This window comes from Microbulbifer sp. YPW1 (assembly GCF_013367775.1).
Classification (GTDB): Bacteria; Pseudomonadota; Gammaproteobacteria; order Pseudomonadales; family Cellvibrionaceae; genus Microbulbifer.
Genome location: NZ_CP055157.1, coordinates 2,327,204 through 2,344,219 on the forward strand (window position 1 = coordinate 2,327,204; position 17,016 = coordinate 2,344,219).

The window sequence follows — 17,016 nt, forward strand, 5'->3', positions numbered from 1 at the left end:
TAAACGTTTACAACGCGTGACGCGATATTCATCTGTTTGCCGGGGCTGACGGCAGATTATGTCGGGGAAAAGTCCTTGACAGCGGGGGTATCAGTGAATAATTCTAGAAATTGTTAGCGGTAACAAAATAAATCCTACACTCACAATAACAAGCCGCCGCAGCCGCTCCGGAGCGTGATGAACTCCGTTGCGTCGGCAAATAGCGAGATGGGGACGCGCCCATGTTTAATACGAAGAAGATCAATAAAAAGCAGATTCAGGAAAACCGGTTCAAGAAAAATCGTCTATCGGAAGTGATTTTCGCCCTGGCGACTACCACAGTCGTGGCGGGTCCGAGCCTGGCGTTTGCCCAGGACGGTGCAGCGGAGGTCGCGCAGGACAAGCCTGTTCAGCAGCAATCCGCCAGTGACAGTACCGAAGACAGCAGCCCGGCATATGAGGGCACCCTGGAAGAGGTTACGGTCAGTGGTGTGCGTTACAACCTGCAGAACGCGCAGGATATCAAACGCAATGCCGATACCTTTGTCGATTCCATCTCTTCCGAGGACATGGGCTCACTGCCAGACCGCAGTGTGCTGGAAGCGATGCAGCGTATGCCCGGGGTGTCGATCGAGCGTTTTGCTGGCGCTGACGACCCGGACCACTTCGGTGTCGAGGGCTCCGGGGCCGTTATCCGCGGTATGACCGCGACCCGTTCCGAATTCAATGGCCGCGACTCCTTCACCGCCAACTCCGGCCGCGGTCTGTCTTTTCAGGATGTACCGCCGGAGCTGATGGGCGGGGTGGATGTCTACAAGAACCAGTCCGCGGATATGATCGAAGGGGGTATCGGTGGCACTGTGAGCCTGCGCACCCGCAAACCGTTCGACAGCCCGGAGCAAACTTTTTCGGTCTCCGCGGATTATTCCCAAGGCGACCTGGATGAAAATGGTACCCCCAGCCTGTCAGCGCTCTACAGCGACCGCTGGATGACCGAGGCTGGTGAATTCGGTGTGCTATTCAATGTGGCCCACTCCGAACTGCAGGGCACATCCCACGGTATTCAGTCCGATACCTATCTCAACTTCGATGCCGAGGGCATTGCCGGAGCGGAAAACTTCGACTCTGTCTGGTTGCCCAACGCGTCCAACTTTTTCCAGAAAAGAGACGACCGCACCCGCAAGGGCTATGCCGGTGCTTTCCAGTGGGCCAATACTGACGAGACGATCCTCGCTACCGCGCAGTTTATGCGCTCGGATTCACGCCTGTCCTGGACAGAAAATGCGGTGAAATACCAGGGCGACTCCTACGATGCCGCACGCACCGTGGGGCCGCTGGCGGGCACCGAGTTTTCCTTCGACGACGATGGCGTATTCGAGCAGGGCGCCATGGTGACCGAAGCCGGCTGGCGCGGTGGTTATGCTCCCGGTGACGGGCAGTACGGCTCCAAGTTCCAGACCGACACCCGGGTCAAGGATACCCACACCGTGGTGGACGATGTAGCCTTCAATCTTCAGCTCACACCCAACGAAAACTGGGAGTACAGTTTCGACCTGCAGTATATCCAGGCGGAAACCCAGGACGACGACCTGCAGATTGCCATGGGGCAGTGGATGTCTCAGACCTATGACGCCAGTGGTGATACACCCACACTGGTGGTGGGGGATCCCAACCAGCCCTATGACGGCAGCAGCGATCCCAACTGGTTCAGAGATCCGCAGAATTACTGGTGGCGCTCGGCCATGGATCACTTCGAGCGGTCTGAGGGCGAGTCTGTCGCAGGCCGTTTTGACGGTACTTACTACTTCAGCGAAGAGCCGCTGGGCCTGCTGCGCGCAGCCAAATTTGGTGCGCGCTTGGCGCAACGGGATCAGACGGTGCGGATTACCTCCTATAACTGGGGCCCAATCGGCGCCGAGTGGAATACCCCGTATTATCTCAATGACCCGGAAGTGGCCGACCAGCCCTACGAGTACGTCAACTTCAGTGACTTCCACCGCGGCGGCGTTGTCAGTGTGCCCGGCGGCGGCTTCCTGTTCCCGGATGCGGACTATGTGAAAGGGGTGCTGAAGGGTAACCGCGACCTGTTCATTTCTCCCGATGGTGACCCATGGGAACCCTACCGGACCCGTGAAGACATTATCGCCAAGGGCATATTCCAGGCCCCGGAAGTGTTTGACACCACGGAGACCAATCGCGCCGCCTATGTGCGCCTCGACTTTGGTTCCGATGAAACCGCATTGCGCTTCTCCGGTAATGTGGGTTTGCGTTACGTAGAACTGGAGCGTGAGGCGCTGGGCTCGGTGCAATACCCGGACTTCGTCGGCGTACCCTATCCGGACGGTGCCCCGGTGGTGCTGAATGACTACGATGCCGTCGAGGAATGGGCCACCCAGGCGGTGGTAGATGGACGCTTCGCCACCGCCAGGGAAGCCATGGCGTATGCCCGCGACCCCAGTAACTGGCTTACGCCGGAAGAAAAAGCCTTCGGTAACGACGCCTTTAGTGCTGAAGAGGCGTGGAGCAAATACAGCAGCGTACTGCCGAGCTTCAACCTGAAACTGGAGTTGCGCGAAGACCTGCTTGCCCGCTTTGCGGTTTCCAAAGCAATCGCCCTGCCGGACATGTCGGAAGTGAAAAACCAGGCCGTGATCGGTGCGCGCCAGCTGGGCGTGGTGCGTGAAGACGGCCCGGTTGAGCCGCCGGCGGATGGTGAGGAAACGGAAGACAATGGTACCAATATCGTGTCGGTTGCACCGGTGGACTGGACCGGTTCCGGCGGCAACCCCTACCTGTGGCCGATGGAATCCATTCAGTACGATGCTTCTGTGGAATGGTATTTTGCCGATGTAGGTTCCTTCACCACCTCGGCTTTCTACAAAGACCTGAGCGATACCTTTATCAAGGGCGCCTTCCCGCGGGATTTTGCCAACCCGCTTACCGGTCAGGTGCAGACCGTGGACTTTGAATCCACGATTAATGGCGGTGACGGATTCATGCAGGGTGTGGAACTTGCCTACCAGCAGTTCTATGACTTCCTGCCGGCCCCGTTTGACGGGGTGGGCCTGCAGCTGAACTATACCTGGATTGATTCCGGTCTTAGCAACAGCGGTGTTGAGGGTGCTGCGGAGCCTACGACCGGAGAGGAACAGGCCTTTGACCGCTATCCGCTGCCGGATATCTCACTGTTGCCGCTGCGCGGTGTTTCCGAACACACGTTCAATGTGGTGGGCATGTATGAGAAGGGGCCCTGGTCGGCGCGTCTGGCGTACAACTGGCGTTCCAAATACCTGCTCACCACCCGTGACACCATCAGTAAATATCCGATCTTCAATGATGATGCCGGATATATGGATGGTTCCATATTCTATAACTTTGACAATGGTGTAACCGTAGGGCTGCAGGCGTCCAACCTGCTGGATACCCAGACGGAAACCATCATGCAGCTGGACAATCAGGGTACCGAAGCCAGACGTTCCTGGTTTATTCAGGACCGGCGTTATGCGCTGATTGTGCGGGCGAATTTCTAAAAGAAATATATTTATAGACGACTACATTCACAGGATCTTGTTGTGCTTTCTCGTCGGCGCACTGTTCGCAGTGTGCCTTTTTTTTGTTTGATGTTTTTTCCGGCGAACGGTAAGTTTGAGCCGAAGCGCGAAGTTACAACGGACGGCTAATGCAGAATAATAATATTCGTAAAATCGTGATCGTCGGCGGTGGTACCGCTGGCTGGATGGCCGCGGCGGCGCTGTCCAAAGTGCTGAAAGACAGCGCGCAGATAACACTGGTGGAGTCGGAAATGATCGGCACCGTCGGCGTCGGCGAAGCGACGATCCCGCAAATCCAGCTGTTCAACAAGATGCTCGGCCTCGACGAGGACGAGTTCCTGCGCAAGACCTCTGGCACTTTCAAGCTTGGAATTCAGTTTGTGGACTGGGGTAAACAAGGTGACTCCTACATCCATGCGTTTGGCGAAGTGGGCAAGGACATGGAGGGCATTGCGTTTTACCACTACTGGCTGAAGGAGCACCTCGCAGGCGGCAGTAAAGACATCGGCGAATATACTCTCACCGCACTGGCGGCACTGCAGGGGCGCTTTATGCGCTCGATCGACGCCGGTAATTCACCGCTTTCCAATATCACTTATGCTTTTCATTTCGACGCAGGATTGTACGCACAGTTTCTGCGCGACTATGCCGAGCAGCGTGGGGTGATCCGCACCGAAGGGGTGGTGGTACAGGCCGCGCTGCAAAAGGACAGTGGCTTTATCGAGTCCGTAAGGCTGCAAGATGGAAGAACGATTGATGGCGACCTGTTTATCGACTGTTCGGGTTTTCGCGCGCTGCTGATTGGTGAAACCCTTGGGGTGGGCTATGAAGACTGGCGCCACTGGCTGCCTTGCGACCGCGCCTGGGCGGTGCCCTGTGAGGGCGATGATGAGCCGCTGCCCTACACCCGCTCCACCGCTCGTCCGGCGGGCTGGCAATGGCGAATTCCGCTGCAACACCGTATTGGCAACGGTCACGTTTTCAGCAGTCGCTTTATGGACGAGGATGCAGCGCGGGAATCACTGCTGAGCAATCTCGACGGTGAACCACTGGCCGAGCCAAAACTGTTGCGCTTTACCACCGGCAAACGCAATGCCTTCTGGCACAAGAACTGTGTCGCCCTCGGTCTCGCCAGCGGTTTTATGGAGCCGCTGGAGTCCACCAGTATTCATCTGGTGCAGTCGGCCATTGCGCGACTACTCAGCCTCTTTCCCAACCGCAATTTTGATTCCGTCGATATCGACGAGTACAACCGCCAGACCCATTTCGAGATGGACCGCATCCGCGACTTCCTGATTCTTCACTACTGCGCCACCGAGCGGGACGACAGCGAGTTCTGGAACTACTGTCGCACCATGGAGATTCCCGACACCCTGCAACAGAAAATCGATCACTTCCGCAGCAACGGTCGCATCGTGCGTGCCAACAATGAGCTGTTCAATGAATTGAGCTGGATGGAGGTGATGCTGGGGCAGGGCATAATCCCGCGTGGTTACCACCCCTTGGTGGATGCCATGCCCGAGCAGATGTTTACCGGCAGGATGCGCGAAATCAGATCGGTAGTGGAGCGCTCGGCCGCCGCAATGCCCTCGCACCGGGAGTTTATCGCGCAACACTGCGCCTGATTCACCCGGTTAGCTTGATCTTATCCACACAGTTATAACCTGGCACCAATCGGAGGGTGCCAAGTAATCACACGGCCCGTCACTTCCTCAGTAGTAAACCCATAACAGGTAGAAAAAGAGGACAGCGAGGATGAGAAGCAGTGTGAGAAATAAACGGTTGTTGAAACTGGGGCTGGGTGTAGTGGGGCTCACTCTGGCAGCGGGCGTGGCCTTTGGTCACGGCCTGATTGTCGAGCCGCCGGCGCGCAATGCCCACTGTGGCCTGAATGAAAAACCAGACCAGGCCACCACGCCGGCGTGCGTCGAAGCCGCGCAGAAAGATTTCAGCGGCATGTACCAGTTCATGAGTGTGCTAACCCATGCCCAGGGGCACGCACAGGCCGACAGTAACAACGTGTGTGGCTTTGACAGCGAGACCTGGGACGGTGGCCCCACGCCCTGGGACTACCAGCTGGACTGGCCCACCAGCCCGATGAGCGGCGGTACCCAGACGTTCACCTGGAATATCAGCTGGGGACCGCACTGGGACGACACCGAAGAATTCCGCTACTGGATCACCAAGCCGGATTTTGAGTACCAGGTGGGTGGCACCCTGACCTGGGATGACTTCGAAGGGGAAGCTTTTTGCGTCCTGAATTACGACGATACCAATCCCACGGCCAACCCCAACATTGTGGCAGAGAAGGCCAGTGGCCTGTTCCATACCACTTGTGAGGTGCCGGAGCGGGCGGGGCGGCACATCATCTACGGTGAGTGGGGCCGCAATTACTATACCTGGGAGCGTTTCCACGGTTGTGTGGATGTGGCGTTTGACGGTAGCGGTTCCGGCGGAGGTTCTTCCTCTTCGTCCAGCAGTTCTTCCTCATCCAGCAGTTCGTCTTCGAGTAGTTCTTCCTCCGGTGGTTCGTCTTCCAGCAGCAGCTCGTCCAGCTCATCCGGTGGCAGTTCGTCCAGTAGTGGGGGTTCCAGTTCCAGCTCTGGTGGCAGTGCGGGTACCGGTGTCAGCTGTGAATATGTGGTGTCCAACGAGTGGAACAGCGGCTTCACCGCGGAAGTGCGCCTGACCAACACTGGCAGTGAGCCGGTAAGCGGCTGGGAAGTGGAGTGGGGTTACACCGACGATACCTCACTGGTGAACACCTGGAGTGCCGTGGTCAATGGCATGGGGCCGTTCACTGCTACCAGCATGGGCTGGAACGACACCATCGGTGCCGGTCAGACCGTCAGCTTTGGTATGCAGGGCAACAAGGGTGGCAGCAGTGCCGAGGTGCCGGAGGTTACCGGGAATGTGTGTGAGTAACCGTCCGCATTAAGCGAAGGGTAGTCACAGAAAAGCCAGCGGATTTCCGCTGGCTTTTTTATTGGTGGGCATACCAGGTTACCAGTCGTGCATGCTGCCGTCTTGCAGCCGGTTGACCGGCAGGTAGGCCCGCTGGTACGGAAATTCTTTTGCCATGTCCTCATTGAGTTCCACACCCAGTCCCGGCTTGTCTCCGGGGTGCAGATACCCGTCGCTGAAGGTGTATTCATGGGGGAAGACGGCGTTGGTCTCTTCCGTGTGATGCATATATTCCTGGATACCGAAATTCGGAATCGACAGCCCGAAATGCAGCGCCGCAGCCATGGTGACCGGTGACAGGTCCGTGGCGCCATGGCAACCGGTGCGCACATTGTAGAGCGCGGCGAGATTGGCGATGCGGCGCAGGTGGGTGATGCCGCCGGCGTGGACCACGGTTGCACGGATATAGTCGATCAGCTGCTCCTCGATCAGCTGCTTGCAGTCCCAGATACTGTTGAACACTTCACCGACCGCCAGCGGGGTCGTGCTGTGCTGGCGAATCAGGCGAAAGTTCGCCTGGTTTTCCGCCGGTACCGCATCCTCCAGCCAGAACAGGCGATAGGGTTCCAGGTCCTTGGCCAGGCGCGCGGCTTCAATGGGGGTCATGCGGTGGTGGGCATCGTGCAGCAGGTGAATGTCCCAGCCCAGCGCTTCCCGCGCCGCGGCGAAGAGTTCCGGTACCACACGCAGGTATTTCTCGGTAGACCATTCATTTTCCGTGGGCAGGTCCGCATCCGCGGGCTCGTAGCGCTGCTTGTCCTTGCTCACCCCGTAGGTGGAGTTCAGCCCCGGTACGCCGCACTGCAGGCGCACAGCGCGATAGCCCAGGTCGACATACTTTTTCGCCTCGGCGATGGTTTCTTCGATACTTTCGCCGTTGGCGTGGGCATATACCATATTGCCCTTGCGGCAGGCGCCGCCCAGTAACTGATACAGCGGCAGGCCGGCGACCTTGGCCTTGATATCCCACAGCGCCATGTCCACCGCGGCGATTGCCGACATGGTCACGGGACCGCGGCGCCAGTAAGCGCCCTTGTAGAGGTATTGCCAGATGTCCTCAATCTGATGCGCATCGCGCCCGATCAGGCAGGGGATAATGTGGTCTTCCAGGTAACTCGCAACCGCCAGTTCGCGACCGTTGAGGGTGGCATCGCCCAGCCCGCGGGTGCCGTCTTCCGTCTCGATCTGCAGGGTGATGAAGTTGCGCCCCGGACAGGTGGTGATGACCCGGGCGGATTTTATTCTCAACATGCCGTCTTTCCCTATTTAACCGCGATAGAGCAGGGGTGGCTGGAAGTTGTTCCAACCAGCCGCTCAAGGTGAAAAGTTGTGTTATCGTAGTTATGATAGCGCTACCATTCTAGCTCTTTGCCGCTGGTATTAGGAATAGATGGCAGGCGCGAAATAATAAAAAGACCGAGAGAAAACCATGAAAAGCGATGTGATCGGTAAATCACTAACCCCTTTGCCGGCCTTTCTGCTGGCCCTGCTGCTGGTGGTCGCCAGCGTAATGTCACCGCCGGCAAACGCCGACGATGGCTACGATCTTTGGCTCCGCTACCAGCCACTGGCAGCGGACGCCCGCGATCAATACCGGCCGCAACTCCGGCAACTGATCATACCTGGCAGTGAGCGCTCCCCAACGCTGCAGGCGATAGAGCGCGAAATGGTGGATGGTGTCCGTGGCTTGCTGGCGCAAGTACCGGTCGTTGACGATCGCATTCAGGGGGATGGCTTTGTGCTCGTGGTCACCTCGCAGACCGCTCAGGCAGTGCGCGGAGCCGGGCTTTCCGCACGTGATCTGAACGACCTTGGGGGCGAGGGCTACCTGATCCGCGCCATTACTCTGCGCGGCCAAAAGGGCACAGTGATTGCCGCCAACAACGAGCAGGGTCTGCTCTACGGCAGCTTCCACCTGTTGCGCCTGCTGCAGACCGGCACAAAGCTCGCCAATGTGGACATCAGCAGCCGCCCGCGCATCGGCCTGCGCCTGCTCAATCACTGGGACAATCTCGACCGCTCGGTGGAGCGCGGCTACGCGGGCCAGTCCATCTGGGACTGGTGGAACCTGCCGGACGTACTCGACCCCCGCTATATCGATTACGCCCGCGCCAACGCTGCGCTCGGTATCAACGGCACGGTGTTGAACAACGTCAACGCCAGCGCCGATAGCCTCACCGGGCGCTATCTGGCCAAGGCTGCCGCGCTGGCGGATGTGTTCCGCCCCTACGGTATTCGTGTGTATCTGTCCGCGCGCTTCAGCGCGCCGGTGGAAATCGGCGGGCTCGATACCGCGGATCCGAAAGATCCCGCGGTGCAGCGTTGGTGGAACGACAAGGCGGATGAGATCTATCGCCGGATCCCGGATTTTGGCGGCTTCCTGGTGAAGGCAAATTCCGAGGGGCAGCCCGGCCCGCACGATTACGGTCGCTCTCACGCCGAGGGCGCCAACCTGCTGGCGCGGGCGCTGAAGCCCCACGGCGGTGTGGTGATGTGGCGCGCCTTCGTATACCAGCAGGACAATCCGGAGGACCGCGCCAAGCAGGCCTACAGCGATTTTGTGCCCCTGGACGGCCAGTTCGATGACAACGTCATCGTGCAGGTCAAAAACGGCCCGATTGATTTCCAGCCGCGCGAACCTTTCCATCCCATGTTCGGTGCCATGCCGAAAACACCGCTGATGATGGAGTTCCAGGTCACCAAGGAGTACCTGGGGTTCGCCTCGCACCTGGCTTATCTCGGCCCCATGTATGAAGAGGTACTGGAGGCCGATACCCACGCCGCGGGGCCGGGCTCCACCGTGGCCAAGGTCGTCGACGGTAGCCTGCACAATCACAAGCTCACCGGTATCGCCGGCGTGGCCAATATCGGCAGCGCCCGCGACTGGACCGGCTCGATCTTCAATCAGGCCAACTGGTATGTGTTCGGACGCATGGCGTGGAATCCCGACCTGGAGGCGGAGGCCATCGCGCGGGAGTGGCTGAAGGTCACCTTCGGCCAGGACCCGCAGGTCCTCGATACCGGGCTGGACATGATGATGGCCTCGCGCCAGGCGGTGGTGGACTACATGACGCCCCTGGGGCTCGCGCACCTGATGGCCACGGGGCACCACTATGGCCCGGGCCCCTGGGTATCCGATCTGGCGCGGCCCGAGTGGAACCCCGTCTATTACCACCGCGCGGACCATAACGGTATCGGCTTCGACCGTACCAGTGAGGGCAGCGACGCCGTCTCACAGTACGCCCCGGCGATCGCTAAACAATTCGCCAGCCGCAGCGCCGTGGGTGACGACCTGTTGCTGTGGTTTCACCATTTGCCCTGGGACTATCCCATGTCCTCCGGGCGCGATCTCTGGGAAGAACTGGTGCACCGCTACGACCGGGGTGTGGCGGCCGTCGGCAAGATGCGGGCGCAGTGGCAGACTCTCGAGCCGCTGATCGACGCCGAGCGCTTCGACAAGACCGCGCGCCTGCTCCAGGTGCAGGAGCGTGAGGCGCAGTGGTGGCGGGATGCATCCATTGCCTATTTCCAGTCTGTCTCCGGTCGGCAACTGCCCAAAGGGGTTGCACCACCGGCCCGCTCTCTCGAGTACTACAAGGCCGTGGATTACCCCTGGGCGCCGGGACACTGAGCCGGGCTGCGACTGCCTGTTGATAATGATGTGCGCGGCTTCCCGGTTGTTCTCACCTCAGGGCGGCCGGTGTGCACGCTCTGGCACCGGGTTCCAGCGCGATTTTTTGTTTGGCGGGGGGACTATCCCCCCCAGTCAATCGTCTTCCGAATATAGCTAGGAGAAAAACCCCTTGACTCAATAAGTCAGGAGGCGTATCAATATTTTGGTAGCGGTACCATAAAGATTAAAAATTCGACAATAACCAATAAAAGCCGCCAGGGCTTCCCGGAGTGGTGCAGTCGGGCGAGTGTCGACCGCGGCTAAATGCGAAGAGGGAAATACAAATGTTCAAACGCAAAAAGCTATCGGGTGCTGTGGTTGCAGCCATTGCCTCGATGACCTGTGCTTCTTCTGTGCTGGCCCAGGACGCCGCTCTGGAAGAAGTTACGGTTACCGGTATCCGAGCCTCCATGGAGCGGGCCATGGATGTCAAGCGCGACTCCTCCGGGGTCGTTGACGCCATCTCCTCCGAGGATATCGGTAAGTTCCCCGATACCAACCTGGCAGAATCCCTGCAGCGTATCTCCGGTGTGTCTATCAACCGGGTAAACGGCGAGGGTTCTGAAATTACCGTGCGCGGTTTTACCGGCAGTAACAACATGGTGACCCTGAATGGTCGCACCATGCCTGGCGGTATTGCCTTCGGTGGTGGTAGCGGTGCTGGTGTCTCTCCCGGTGGTGGTACCCGTGCATTCGATTTTGCCAACCTGGCTTCCGAGAGTGTTAGCGGTGTGCAGGTATATAAAACCGGTCGAGCGGATGTGAGCAGTGGTGGTATCGGTGCTACGGTCAATATCGACACGGCGAAGCCGCTGCAGAACCCGGGTTTCAGTGCAACCATCGGTGCCAAGACTGTGCATGACACCACGAATCTGGTGGGCGATGATTTCACACCAGAAGTGTCAGGCCTGTTCAGCTGGACGGATGACAGCGAAAAATTCGGCGTTGCGCTGAGTGGCTCTTTTCAGGAGCGGGACTCAGGCGCTGCCAACTCTCAGGTGAACGACTGGAATATCGGTACCTGGGGTGAAGATAATCTGTACTCTTTTACCGATGATGCGCGAATCGAAAATGCGCCCGCGGACGGTCAACTGTACGCGCGCCCCAACGACCTGCGTTATGCCTGGTCCGATCGCCACCGCGAGCGCACCAACGGCCAGCTGACCCTGCAATTCCGTCCGGTAGACAATCTTACCCTCACCGGCGACTACACCTATGCGGAGAACTACCTTCAGGAGCACCGCAGCGAGCAGACCTTCTGGTTCGCAAATGGTGACAGTGCCAATCATGTTGTTTTCGATAGCGGTTCGGTGGCAGCCCCGACCCTTTATTCTGAAGTCTTGAGCAACAAGGATGGTGGTTTCGAGCAGCAGTGGCGGGAGCAGACCAACACGCTGAAATCTGTCGGCTTTAACGCAGACTGGGAAGTGAGAGATGGCTTCTCCCTCGCCCTCGATGTGCACGATTCCACTATGGATTCACTGCCGAGCGGCCCCGGTAACTCCGGCTCTATCGACGTGAGTATCGCGGCGCCGGTTCTGGGGTCCCAGGTAGTACGATTTAACAATGGACTTCCTGTGGCCGATGTCACTATCGACGATGCCGACCGGGGTAACAACAACGGCGTGCTGGATGCCGGAGACTTCGGTACCCAGGTGGCGCGTATCTGGTATGCAGGCCAGACCACTGATATTTCCCAGATCAAACTTGACGGTGAGCTTGAGTTTGATAATGGCCGTTTTGACTTCGGTGTGGAAAGCTCTGCCGTGGATATGCGTCAGCAGAATTCCGACCGGTATATGGGGCTCGGTGACTGGGGTATTGCCAACCCGGGCGAAATACCAGCAGGCCTGTTGGAAGAGTTCAGCCTGAGCGGTCAGTTTGACGACTACAATACCAGCAGCGCATTCTCCTCAGGCTTCCGCGGCGACCCCGTCGACCTGTGTAACTGGGCGATGACTAAGTACGCTACCGCCGACAACGACTACCAGTGTGCCTATAACCCGAACTTCACCACGAACAACCGGGTTGAAGAAGATACCGCTGCGGTTTACTTCCAGGGTTCTCTGGAGGGTGAACTGGCAGGTATGACCACGAACATCCAGGCCGGCCTGCGTTACGAAACTACAGATGTGAAGTCGTCGTCGCTGCAGCGTATTCCGCTGTACCTGCTGTGGATGGACAACAACGATTTCAGCACCAGTTACGCGGCCAGTGATTCCGAGCTGATTAGTGCGGAGACCACCTACGACAATCTGCTGCCGAGTTTCGATTTCTCGCTGAATATCCGCGAGGACCTCACCGGTCGCTTCTCCTACAGCAAGACCATTGCCCGTGCTGGCTACGGTAGTCTGTCCCCGTCGGTTGGCACTTTCGGTACAGTGGGTTCCACCTATAACGGTACGACACCTACCGCCGCGGCAAACAACCCGGGATTGTTGCCACTGGAATCCGATAACCTGGATCTCTCGCTGGAGTGGTATTACAGCGACAGCAGCTATGCGTCGGTTGGCTTCTTCGAGAAGCGTGTGGACAACTTCATCGGTACCGCTCAGGTTGAGGAAAACCACTTCGGCATGCGTGACGTGACCAATGGTCCGCGCGCAGAGGCGGCGGCTCAGGCGCTGGCAGATGGTGGCTTCGCCCTGAACGATACCTCGCTGTTCGTGATGATGGCGGTGCTGGATAACCCTGGTGCCTTCCCCGGCGGTGCCGCGGACTACACCGATGACGCGCAGTTCGCTGTGGATGTTGCCACCGCGTACGACCTGGCGCCGAATGCGAATGATCCTTTGATGATGTTCCGCACATCCAAGCCGGACAACAACAAAGAGGCGAAGATTTACGGTGCAGAATTCGCGGTGCAGCATTTCTTTGGCGATACCGGCTTTGGTCTGCAAGCTAACTACACCATCGTACGTGGTGACGTTGGCTTCGATGTGAACTCGGATCCCGGCGTCTCCCAGTTTGCCCTGGTTGGCCTCAGCGATACCGCCAACCTGGTTGCCATCTATGACAATTACGGGTTCCAGGCGCGTCTCGCCTATAACTGGCGCGATACCTACCTGAACGAAGTCAACAGGGGTAACTCGCGTAACCCGGTATTCGTGGAAGACTATAACCAGATCGATCTGAGTGTCAGCTACGAGGTGAACGACAACCTGGACGTGTTCTTCGAGGGGCTCAACCTCACCGAAGAAAACGTGCGTCAGTACGGTCGCTCTACCAACCAGCTGTGGTATCTGGAAGATCAGGGTGCCCGCTACCAGTTGGGTGCACGCTACGCCTTCTAAGCGATCCTTTCAGGTTTGGAGAAATAACCTGAAAGTTTGTTAACCTATTGGGGCCACTAATTCAGTGGCCCCTTTTCTTTCTGGGTAATGAATCTAATTTTTGGCTTGCGTGAAGCGCCCAATCGCGCAAAACTGAAATCCCCTCAGCGGGTGGTATAACGATAATAAAAAATTGATGAGAGGTTGCATGACTAACCATGTGTTGCTGAATAATATCGATCACGCGAACCTGAAAATTAAAACCGGTCACGCTAGCCTGTACGGCAGTCGTGTCGGTCTCGCGCCAGTTTTTCCCACTGAGTTCAGTGAAGTACAGCGTGAATACCCCATTCTTTTACGCCGCGACAAAGAGCAAAGCGGTTACCAGGCGGTAGCTTTACTGGGGTTTGCTGAGAATGAAAACCTTTTCCTGGATGAGCCTTCACATTCGCCGGACCATGCAGTCTGGCGTGCGGATTATATTCCCTGCATTTTGGAGCGCGGGCCTTTTCTGATCGGTTTCCGTGAACAGGAGTCCGGCGGTGTGCAGCGCCGGGAGCCAGTTATCCATGTGGATATGGATAGCCCGCGAATCGGTGGCGAATCCGGCGAGCCGGTTTTTCTGCCACACGGAGGTAATTCGCCCTACCTCGAAAGAATCGCATCCATCCTGAAAAGTATCCACGAGGGTATGGCGATTAGCGATGAAATGTTCAAACTGTTTTCCGAATTCAACCTGATCGAGCCGGTTAACCTCGATATCGAAATTCATCGCGATGAAAAATTAAAGCTTGCCGGCTATTTCACAGTCAATGAAGAAGCACTGGCCGAGCTCGATGGCGCAGCGCTGAAAAGGCTTAATGACGCAGGCTTTCTCGCCTATGCCTATTTCATAGCCGCTTCCCTTGGGAATATTCGCAGACTGATTCAACGCAAGCGGCTGCGGATTATGAATGCCTCCAAGGCGTCAGCCGAGCAGTAGGGGAGTACAGTGATGTCTTTGCCATCGGTGAGAGTCTTGCGCGGAGTGACGCCTGATTCTATCCCCTTTGCTGAATTGATGGAGGCGGGCGAGCCGGTCTTGCTTAAAGGCGTAGCTCGAGACTGGCCATTGGTGAAAAAGGGATTGCAATCACCCGCCGCAGCGATCGACTATCTCGGCCATTTCCACAATGGGCTGTCGGTGGCGGCGTATTTCGGTGGCAAGGAAATGCGCGGGCGCTATTTTTACAATCCGGACCTGACCGGCCTGAATTTCACCAGCCGCAGATTGCCGCTGGACGAGGTGCTGGCGATGTTGGCGGAGCAGCTCGATGAGCGTGAGCCGTGGCCAATTTATGTTGGTTCCACCACGGTCGATGCCTGCCTGCCGGGATTGCGTGAGAAAAATGATTTCGAGTTTTCGCACCCGATGTTTTCCGGCAATGCGCCGCTGGCAAGTATCTGGATCGGTAACCATTCCATTGCGTCAGCGCATTACGATGCACCGCACAATTTGGCCTGCTGTGCCGTAGGTCGCCGACGCTTCACCCTGTTTCCTCCGGATCAGATTGAGAACCTTTACCCTGGTCCTCTGTCACCCACGCCCGGTGGTCAGGCCGTAAGCATGGTGGACTTCGCTGCACCCGACTTCGACAAATATCCCCGTTTTAAGGAAGCCCTGGCGACTGCTCAGGTTGCAGAGATGGAGCCTGGCGACGCCGTGTTCTATCCCAGCCTCTGGTGGCACCAGGTAGAGGCGCTCGACCGTTTCAATGTGCTGCTGAATTACTGGTGGCAGACGTCGGCCAGGTTTATGGATACGCCGATGAATACCGTGTTGCACGCACTGCTCAGCCTGCGGGATCGCCCTCCAGTCGAGCGCGATGCCTGGAAGGCAATATTCGACTTTTATATTTTTTCTGACCCGGAAAAAGCGCGTGCGCATTTGCCTGAACATGTCTGGGGCGCGCTGGGACCACTGGATGAAGCTGCTGCTCGGAAACTCCGGGCAATGCTGATTAACAAGCTGAATCGCTAGCGAGGTGAGTATGGAAAGTACCATGAACAAGCCGACGCTCGACGAGAAGAAAATATCTCGGGTGGTAATTGCCGGTGGCGGAACTGCGGGCTGGATTGCCGCCGCGGCACTGTCAAAAAAGCTCGGTGAACTACTCGACATCACATTGGTGGAGTCTGCAGAAATCGGCACCATCGGTGTGGGTGAAGCGACTATTCCCCCAATGCGGGTGTTTCATCGCTTGCTCGGCATTGATGAGCGCGAATTCATGCGCGCAACCAGAGCCACATTCAAGCTCGGTATCCAATTTGAAAACTGGGGCCAGCAGGGCGATCGCTACATTCACGCGTTCGGTAAAAACGGTCGTGAGAGCTGGTTGGCGGAATTCCATCATTTCTGGCTCGAGGGACGCGTGCGCGGTATAGATTCAGAGATTGGTGACTACTGTTTAGAACTGCAGGCGGCGAGGCAGGGCAAGTTTGCTACTAGTACACAATCCAGTATCAATTACGCTTACCACCTGGATGCGGGACTTTACGCGCAGTTTTTGCGGAAATTCAGTGAGCAGTATGGCGCGCGTCGTATTGAAGGGAATATCTCGGGCGTCGAGCAGTGTGTAGAGTCCGGCAATATCACCGGCCTGCGGTTGGCGGACGGGCGGCTCGTGGAGGGAGATCTGTTTGTCGACTGCACCGGGTTTCGCGGGTTGCTGATCGAACAGACATTGCACACCGGTTACGAGGACTGGTCCCACTGGCTTCCCTGCGATAGTGCCGTTGCATTGCAGACCGAGGGCGATAACGCGTTTCTACCCTATACACGCTCCATCGCTGGCGAATCTGGCTGGCAATGGCGAATTCCTCTGCAGCACCGCACTGGTAATGGTCATGTGTTCTGCAGTCAGCATTTATCTGACGACGAGGCGTGCAGCCAGTTGCTCGGGGGGCTTGATGGAAAGCCACTGACCGACCCGAGAGTAATCCGCTTCCGAACCGGGCGGCGTCGCAAGGTGTGGAATAAGAACTGTATCGCTCTGGGCCTGGCCAGTGGCTTTGTCGAACCGCTGGAGTCGACCAGTATTCACTTGGTCATTGCCGGTATCACCCGGTTGATGCAATGTTTTCCCTACGACGGTATCTCCCCGTCGACAGCACACCGATTCAATCGTGAATCCCGCGAAGAGTTGGAGAAAATACGCGATTTTATTGTGCTCCATTACCATCTTACCCGTCGTAACGACACCTCTTTCTGGCGTTATTGCGCCAGCATGGAAGTGCCGGAAACATTGCGGGAGCGTATGGAGCTATTCCGAGACTCGGCATATGCCCACCAGGCAGAGGGTGAACTGTTCCGCGTCGATTCCTGGGTTCAGGTGATGGTCGGGCAAGGCCTTGTTCCCCGGGCACATCACCCGCTACCAAAACTGATGTCGACGGACGAGTTGAGTCGTTTCCTGGCAGGATTGAGGGAGAATATTCAGCGGGCGGTTTCGCCACTACCTTCCCATGACGCGTTTGTGCGTGGTTATTGTCAGGCTGAAGGTTGCCTTGATTAGGTCTTTGGTTAGATGATGGGTCT

At 57.5% G+C, this 17,016-nt stretch carries 9 protein-coding genes; 8 read left to right on the forward strand and 1 reads right to left on the reverse strand.

Annotated features, from left to right (window positions below; genetic code table 11):
• The first annotated feature begins 221 nt into the window (after nucleotides 1-221).
• The 3 genes from HUW35_RS09550 to HUW35_RS18855 all read left to right on the forward strand — a co-directional run bounded on the left by HUW35_RS09550 (nucleotide 222) and on the right by HUW35_RS18855 (nucleotide 6,455).
• Nucleotides 222-3,509: a TonB-dependent receptor gene (locus HUW35_RS09550; RefSeq protein ID WP_181252141.1), complete on the forward strand. Its 3,288-nt coding sequence runs from the start codon at nucleotides 222-224 to the stop codon at nucleotides 3,507-3,509.
• A gap of 149 nt (nucleotides 3,510-3,658) precedes the next feature.
• Nucleotides 3,659-5,155, forward strand: coding sequence for a tryptophan halogenase family protein (locus tag HUW35_RS09555; RefSeq protein ID WP_181252142.1), 1,497 nt, complete (start codon nucleotides 3,659-3,661; stop codon nucleotides 5,153-5,155).
• Between the two features lie 142 nt (nucleotides 5,156-5,297).
• Complete coding sequence (locus HUW35_RS18855; protein ID WP_255463211.1) at nucleotides 5,298-6,455, forward strand: lytic polysaccharide monooxygenase; 1,158 nt, start codon at nucleotides 5,298-5,300, stop codon at nucleotides 6,453-6,455.
• Nucleotides 6,456-6,533: 78 nt separating this feature from the next.
• Here the strand turns inward: HUW35_RS18855 and manD are convergent, their stop codons facing one another.
• Nucleotides 6,534-7,745 (reverse strand): D-mannonate dehydratase ManD, encoded by a 1,212-nt coding sequence (manD, locus tag HUW35_RS09565; protein ID WP_181252144.1) that lies wholly within the window; start codon nucleotides 7,743-7,745, stop codon nucleotides 6,534-6,536.
• A 178-nt stretch (nucleotides 7,746-7,923) separates the two neighbouring features.
• Here manD and HUW35_RS09570 point away from each other — a divergent pair, with 178 nt between their 5' ends.
• From HUW35_RS09570 to HUW35_RS09590, 5 genes are all read left to right on the forward strand, one after another.
• Nucleotides 7,924-10,125 (forward strand): alpha-glucuronidase family glycosyl hydrolase, encoded by a 2,202-nt coding sequence (locus HUW35_RS09570; RefSeq protein ID WP_181252145.1) that lies wholly within the window; start codon nucleotides 7,924-7,926, stop codon nucleotides 10,123-10,125.
• A gap of 326 nt (nucleotides 10,126-10,451) precedes the next feature.
• On the forward strand, nucleotides 10,452-13,460 hold the full coding sequence (locus HUW35_RS09575; RefSeq protein WP_181252146.1) for a TonB-dependent receptor: 3,009 nt from the start codon (nucleotides 10,452-10,454) through the stop codon (nucleotides 13,458-13,460).
• 187 nt (nucleotides 13,461-13,647) lie between these two features.
• Complete coding sequence (locus tag HUW35_RS09580) at nucleotides 13,648-14,421, forward strand: SapC family protein (protein WP_181252147.1); 774 nt, start codon at nucleotides 13,648-13,650, stop codon at nucleotides 14,419-14,421.
• Nucleotides 14,422-14,466: 45 nt separating this feature from the next.
• Nucleotides 14,467-15,459, forward strand: a complete 993-nt coding sequence (locus tag HUW35_RS09585) for a cupin-like domain-containing protein (protein ID WP_255463212.1) — start codon at nucleotides 14,467-14,469, stop codon at nucleotides 15,457-15,459.
• A 22-nt stretch (nucleotides 15,460-15,481) separates the two neighbouring features.
• Nucleotides 15,482-16,993, forward strand: a complete 1,512-nt coding sequence (locus HUW35_RS09590; RefSeq protein WP_181252149.1) for a tryptophan halogenase family protein — start codon at nucleotides 15,482-15,484, stop codon at nucleotides 16,991-16,993.
• The last annotated feature ends 23 nt before the right edge of the window (nucleotides 16,994-17,016 follow it).

Excerpts from the sequence above, each read along its gene's own strand:
- HUW35_RS09555 (WP_181252142.1), top strand. The coding sequence starts at position 3,659 with ATGCAGAATAATAATATTCGTAAAATCGTGATCGTCGGCGGTGGTACC.
- HUW35_RS09590 (WP_181252149.1), top strand. The coding sequence starts at position 15,482 with ATGAACAAGCCGACGCTCGACGAGAAGAAAATATCTCGGGTGGTAATT.
- HUW35_RS09575 (WP_181252146.1), top strand. The coding sequence starts at position 10,452 with ATGTTCAAACGCAAAAAGCTATCGGGTGCTGTGGTTGCAGCCATTGCC.
- manD (WP_181252144.1), bottom strand. The coding sequence starts at position 7,745 with ATGTTGAGAATAAAATCCGCCCGGGTCATCACCACCTGTCCGGGGCGC.
- HUW35_RS09580 (WP_181252147.1), top strand. The coding sequence starts at position 13,648 with ATGACTAACCATGTGTTGCTGAATAATATCGATCACGCGAACCTGAAA.
- HUW35_RS09550 (WP_181252141.1), top strand. The coding sequence starts at position 222 with ATGTTTAATACGAAGAAGATCAATAAAAAGCAGATTCAGGAAAACCGG.
- HUW35_RS09570 (WP_181252145.1), top strand. The coding sequence starts at position 7,924 with ATGAAAAGCGATGTGATCGGTAAATCACTAACCCCTTTGCCGGCCTTT.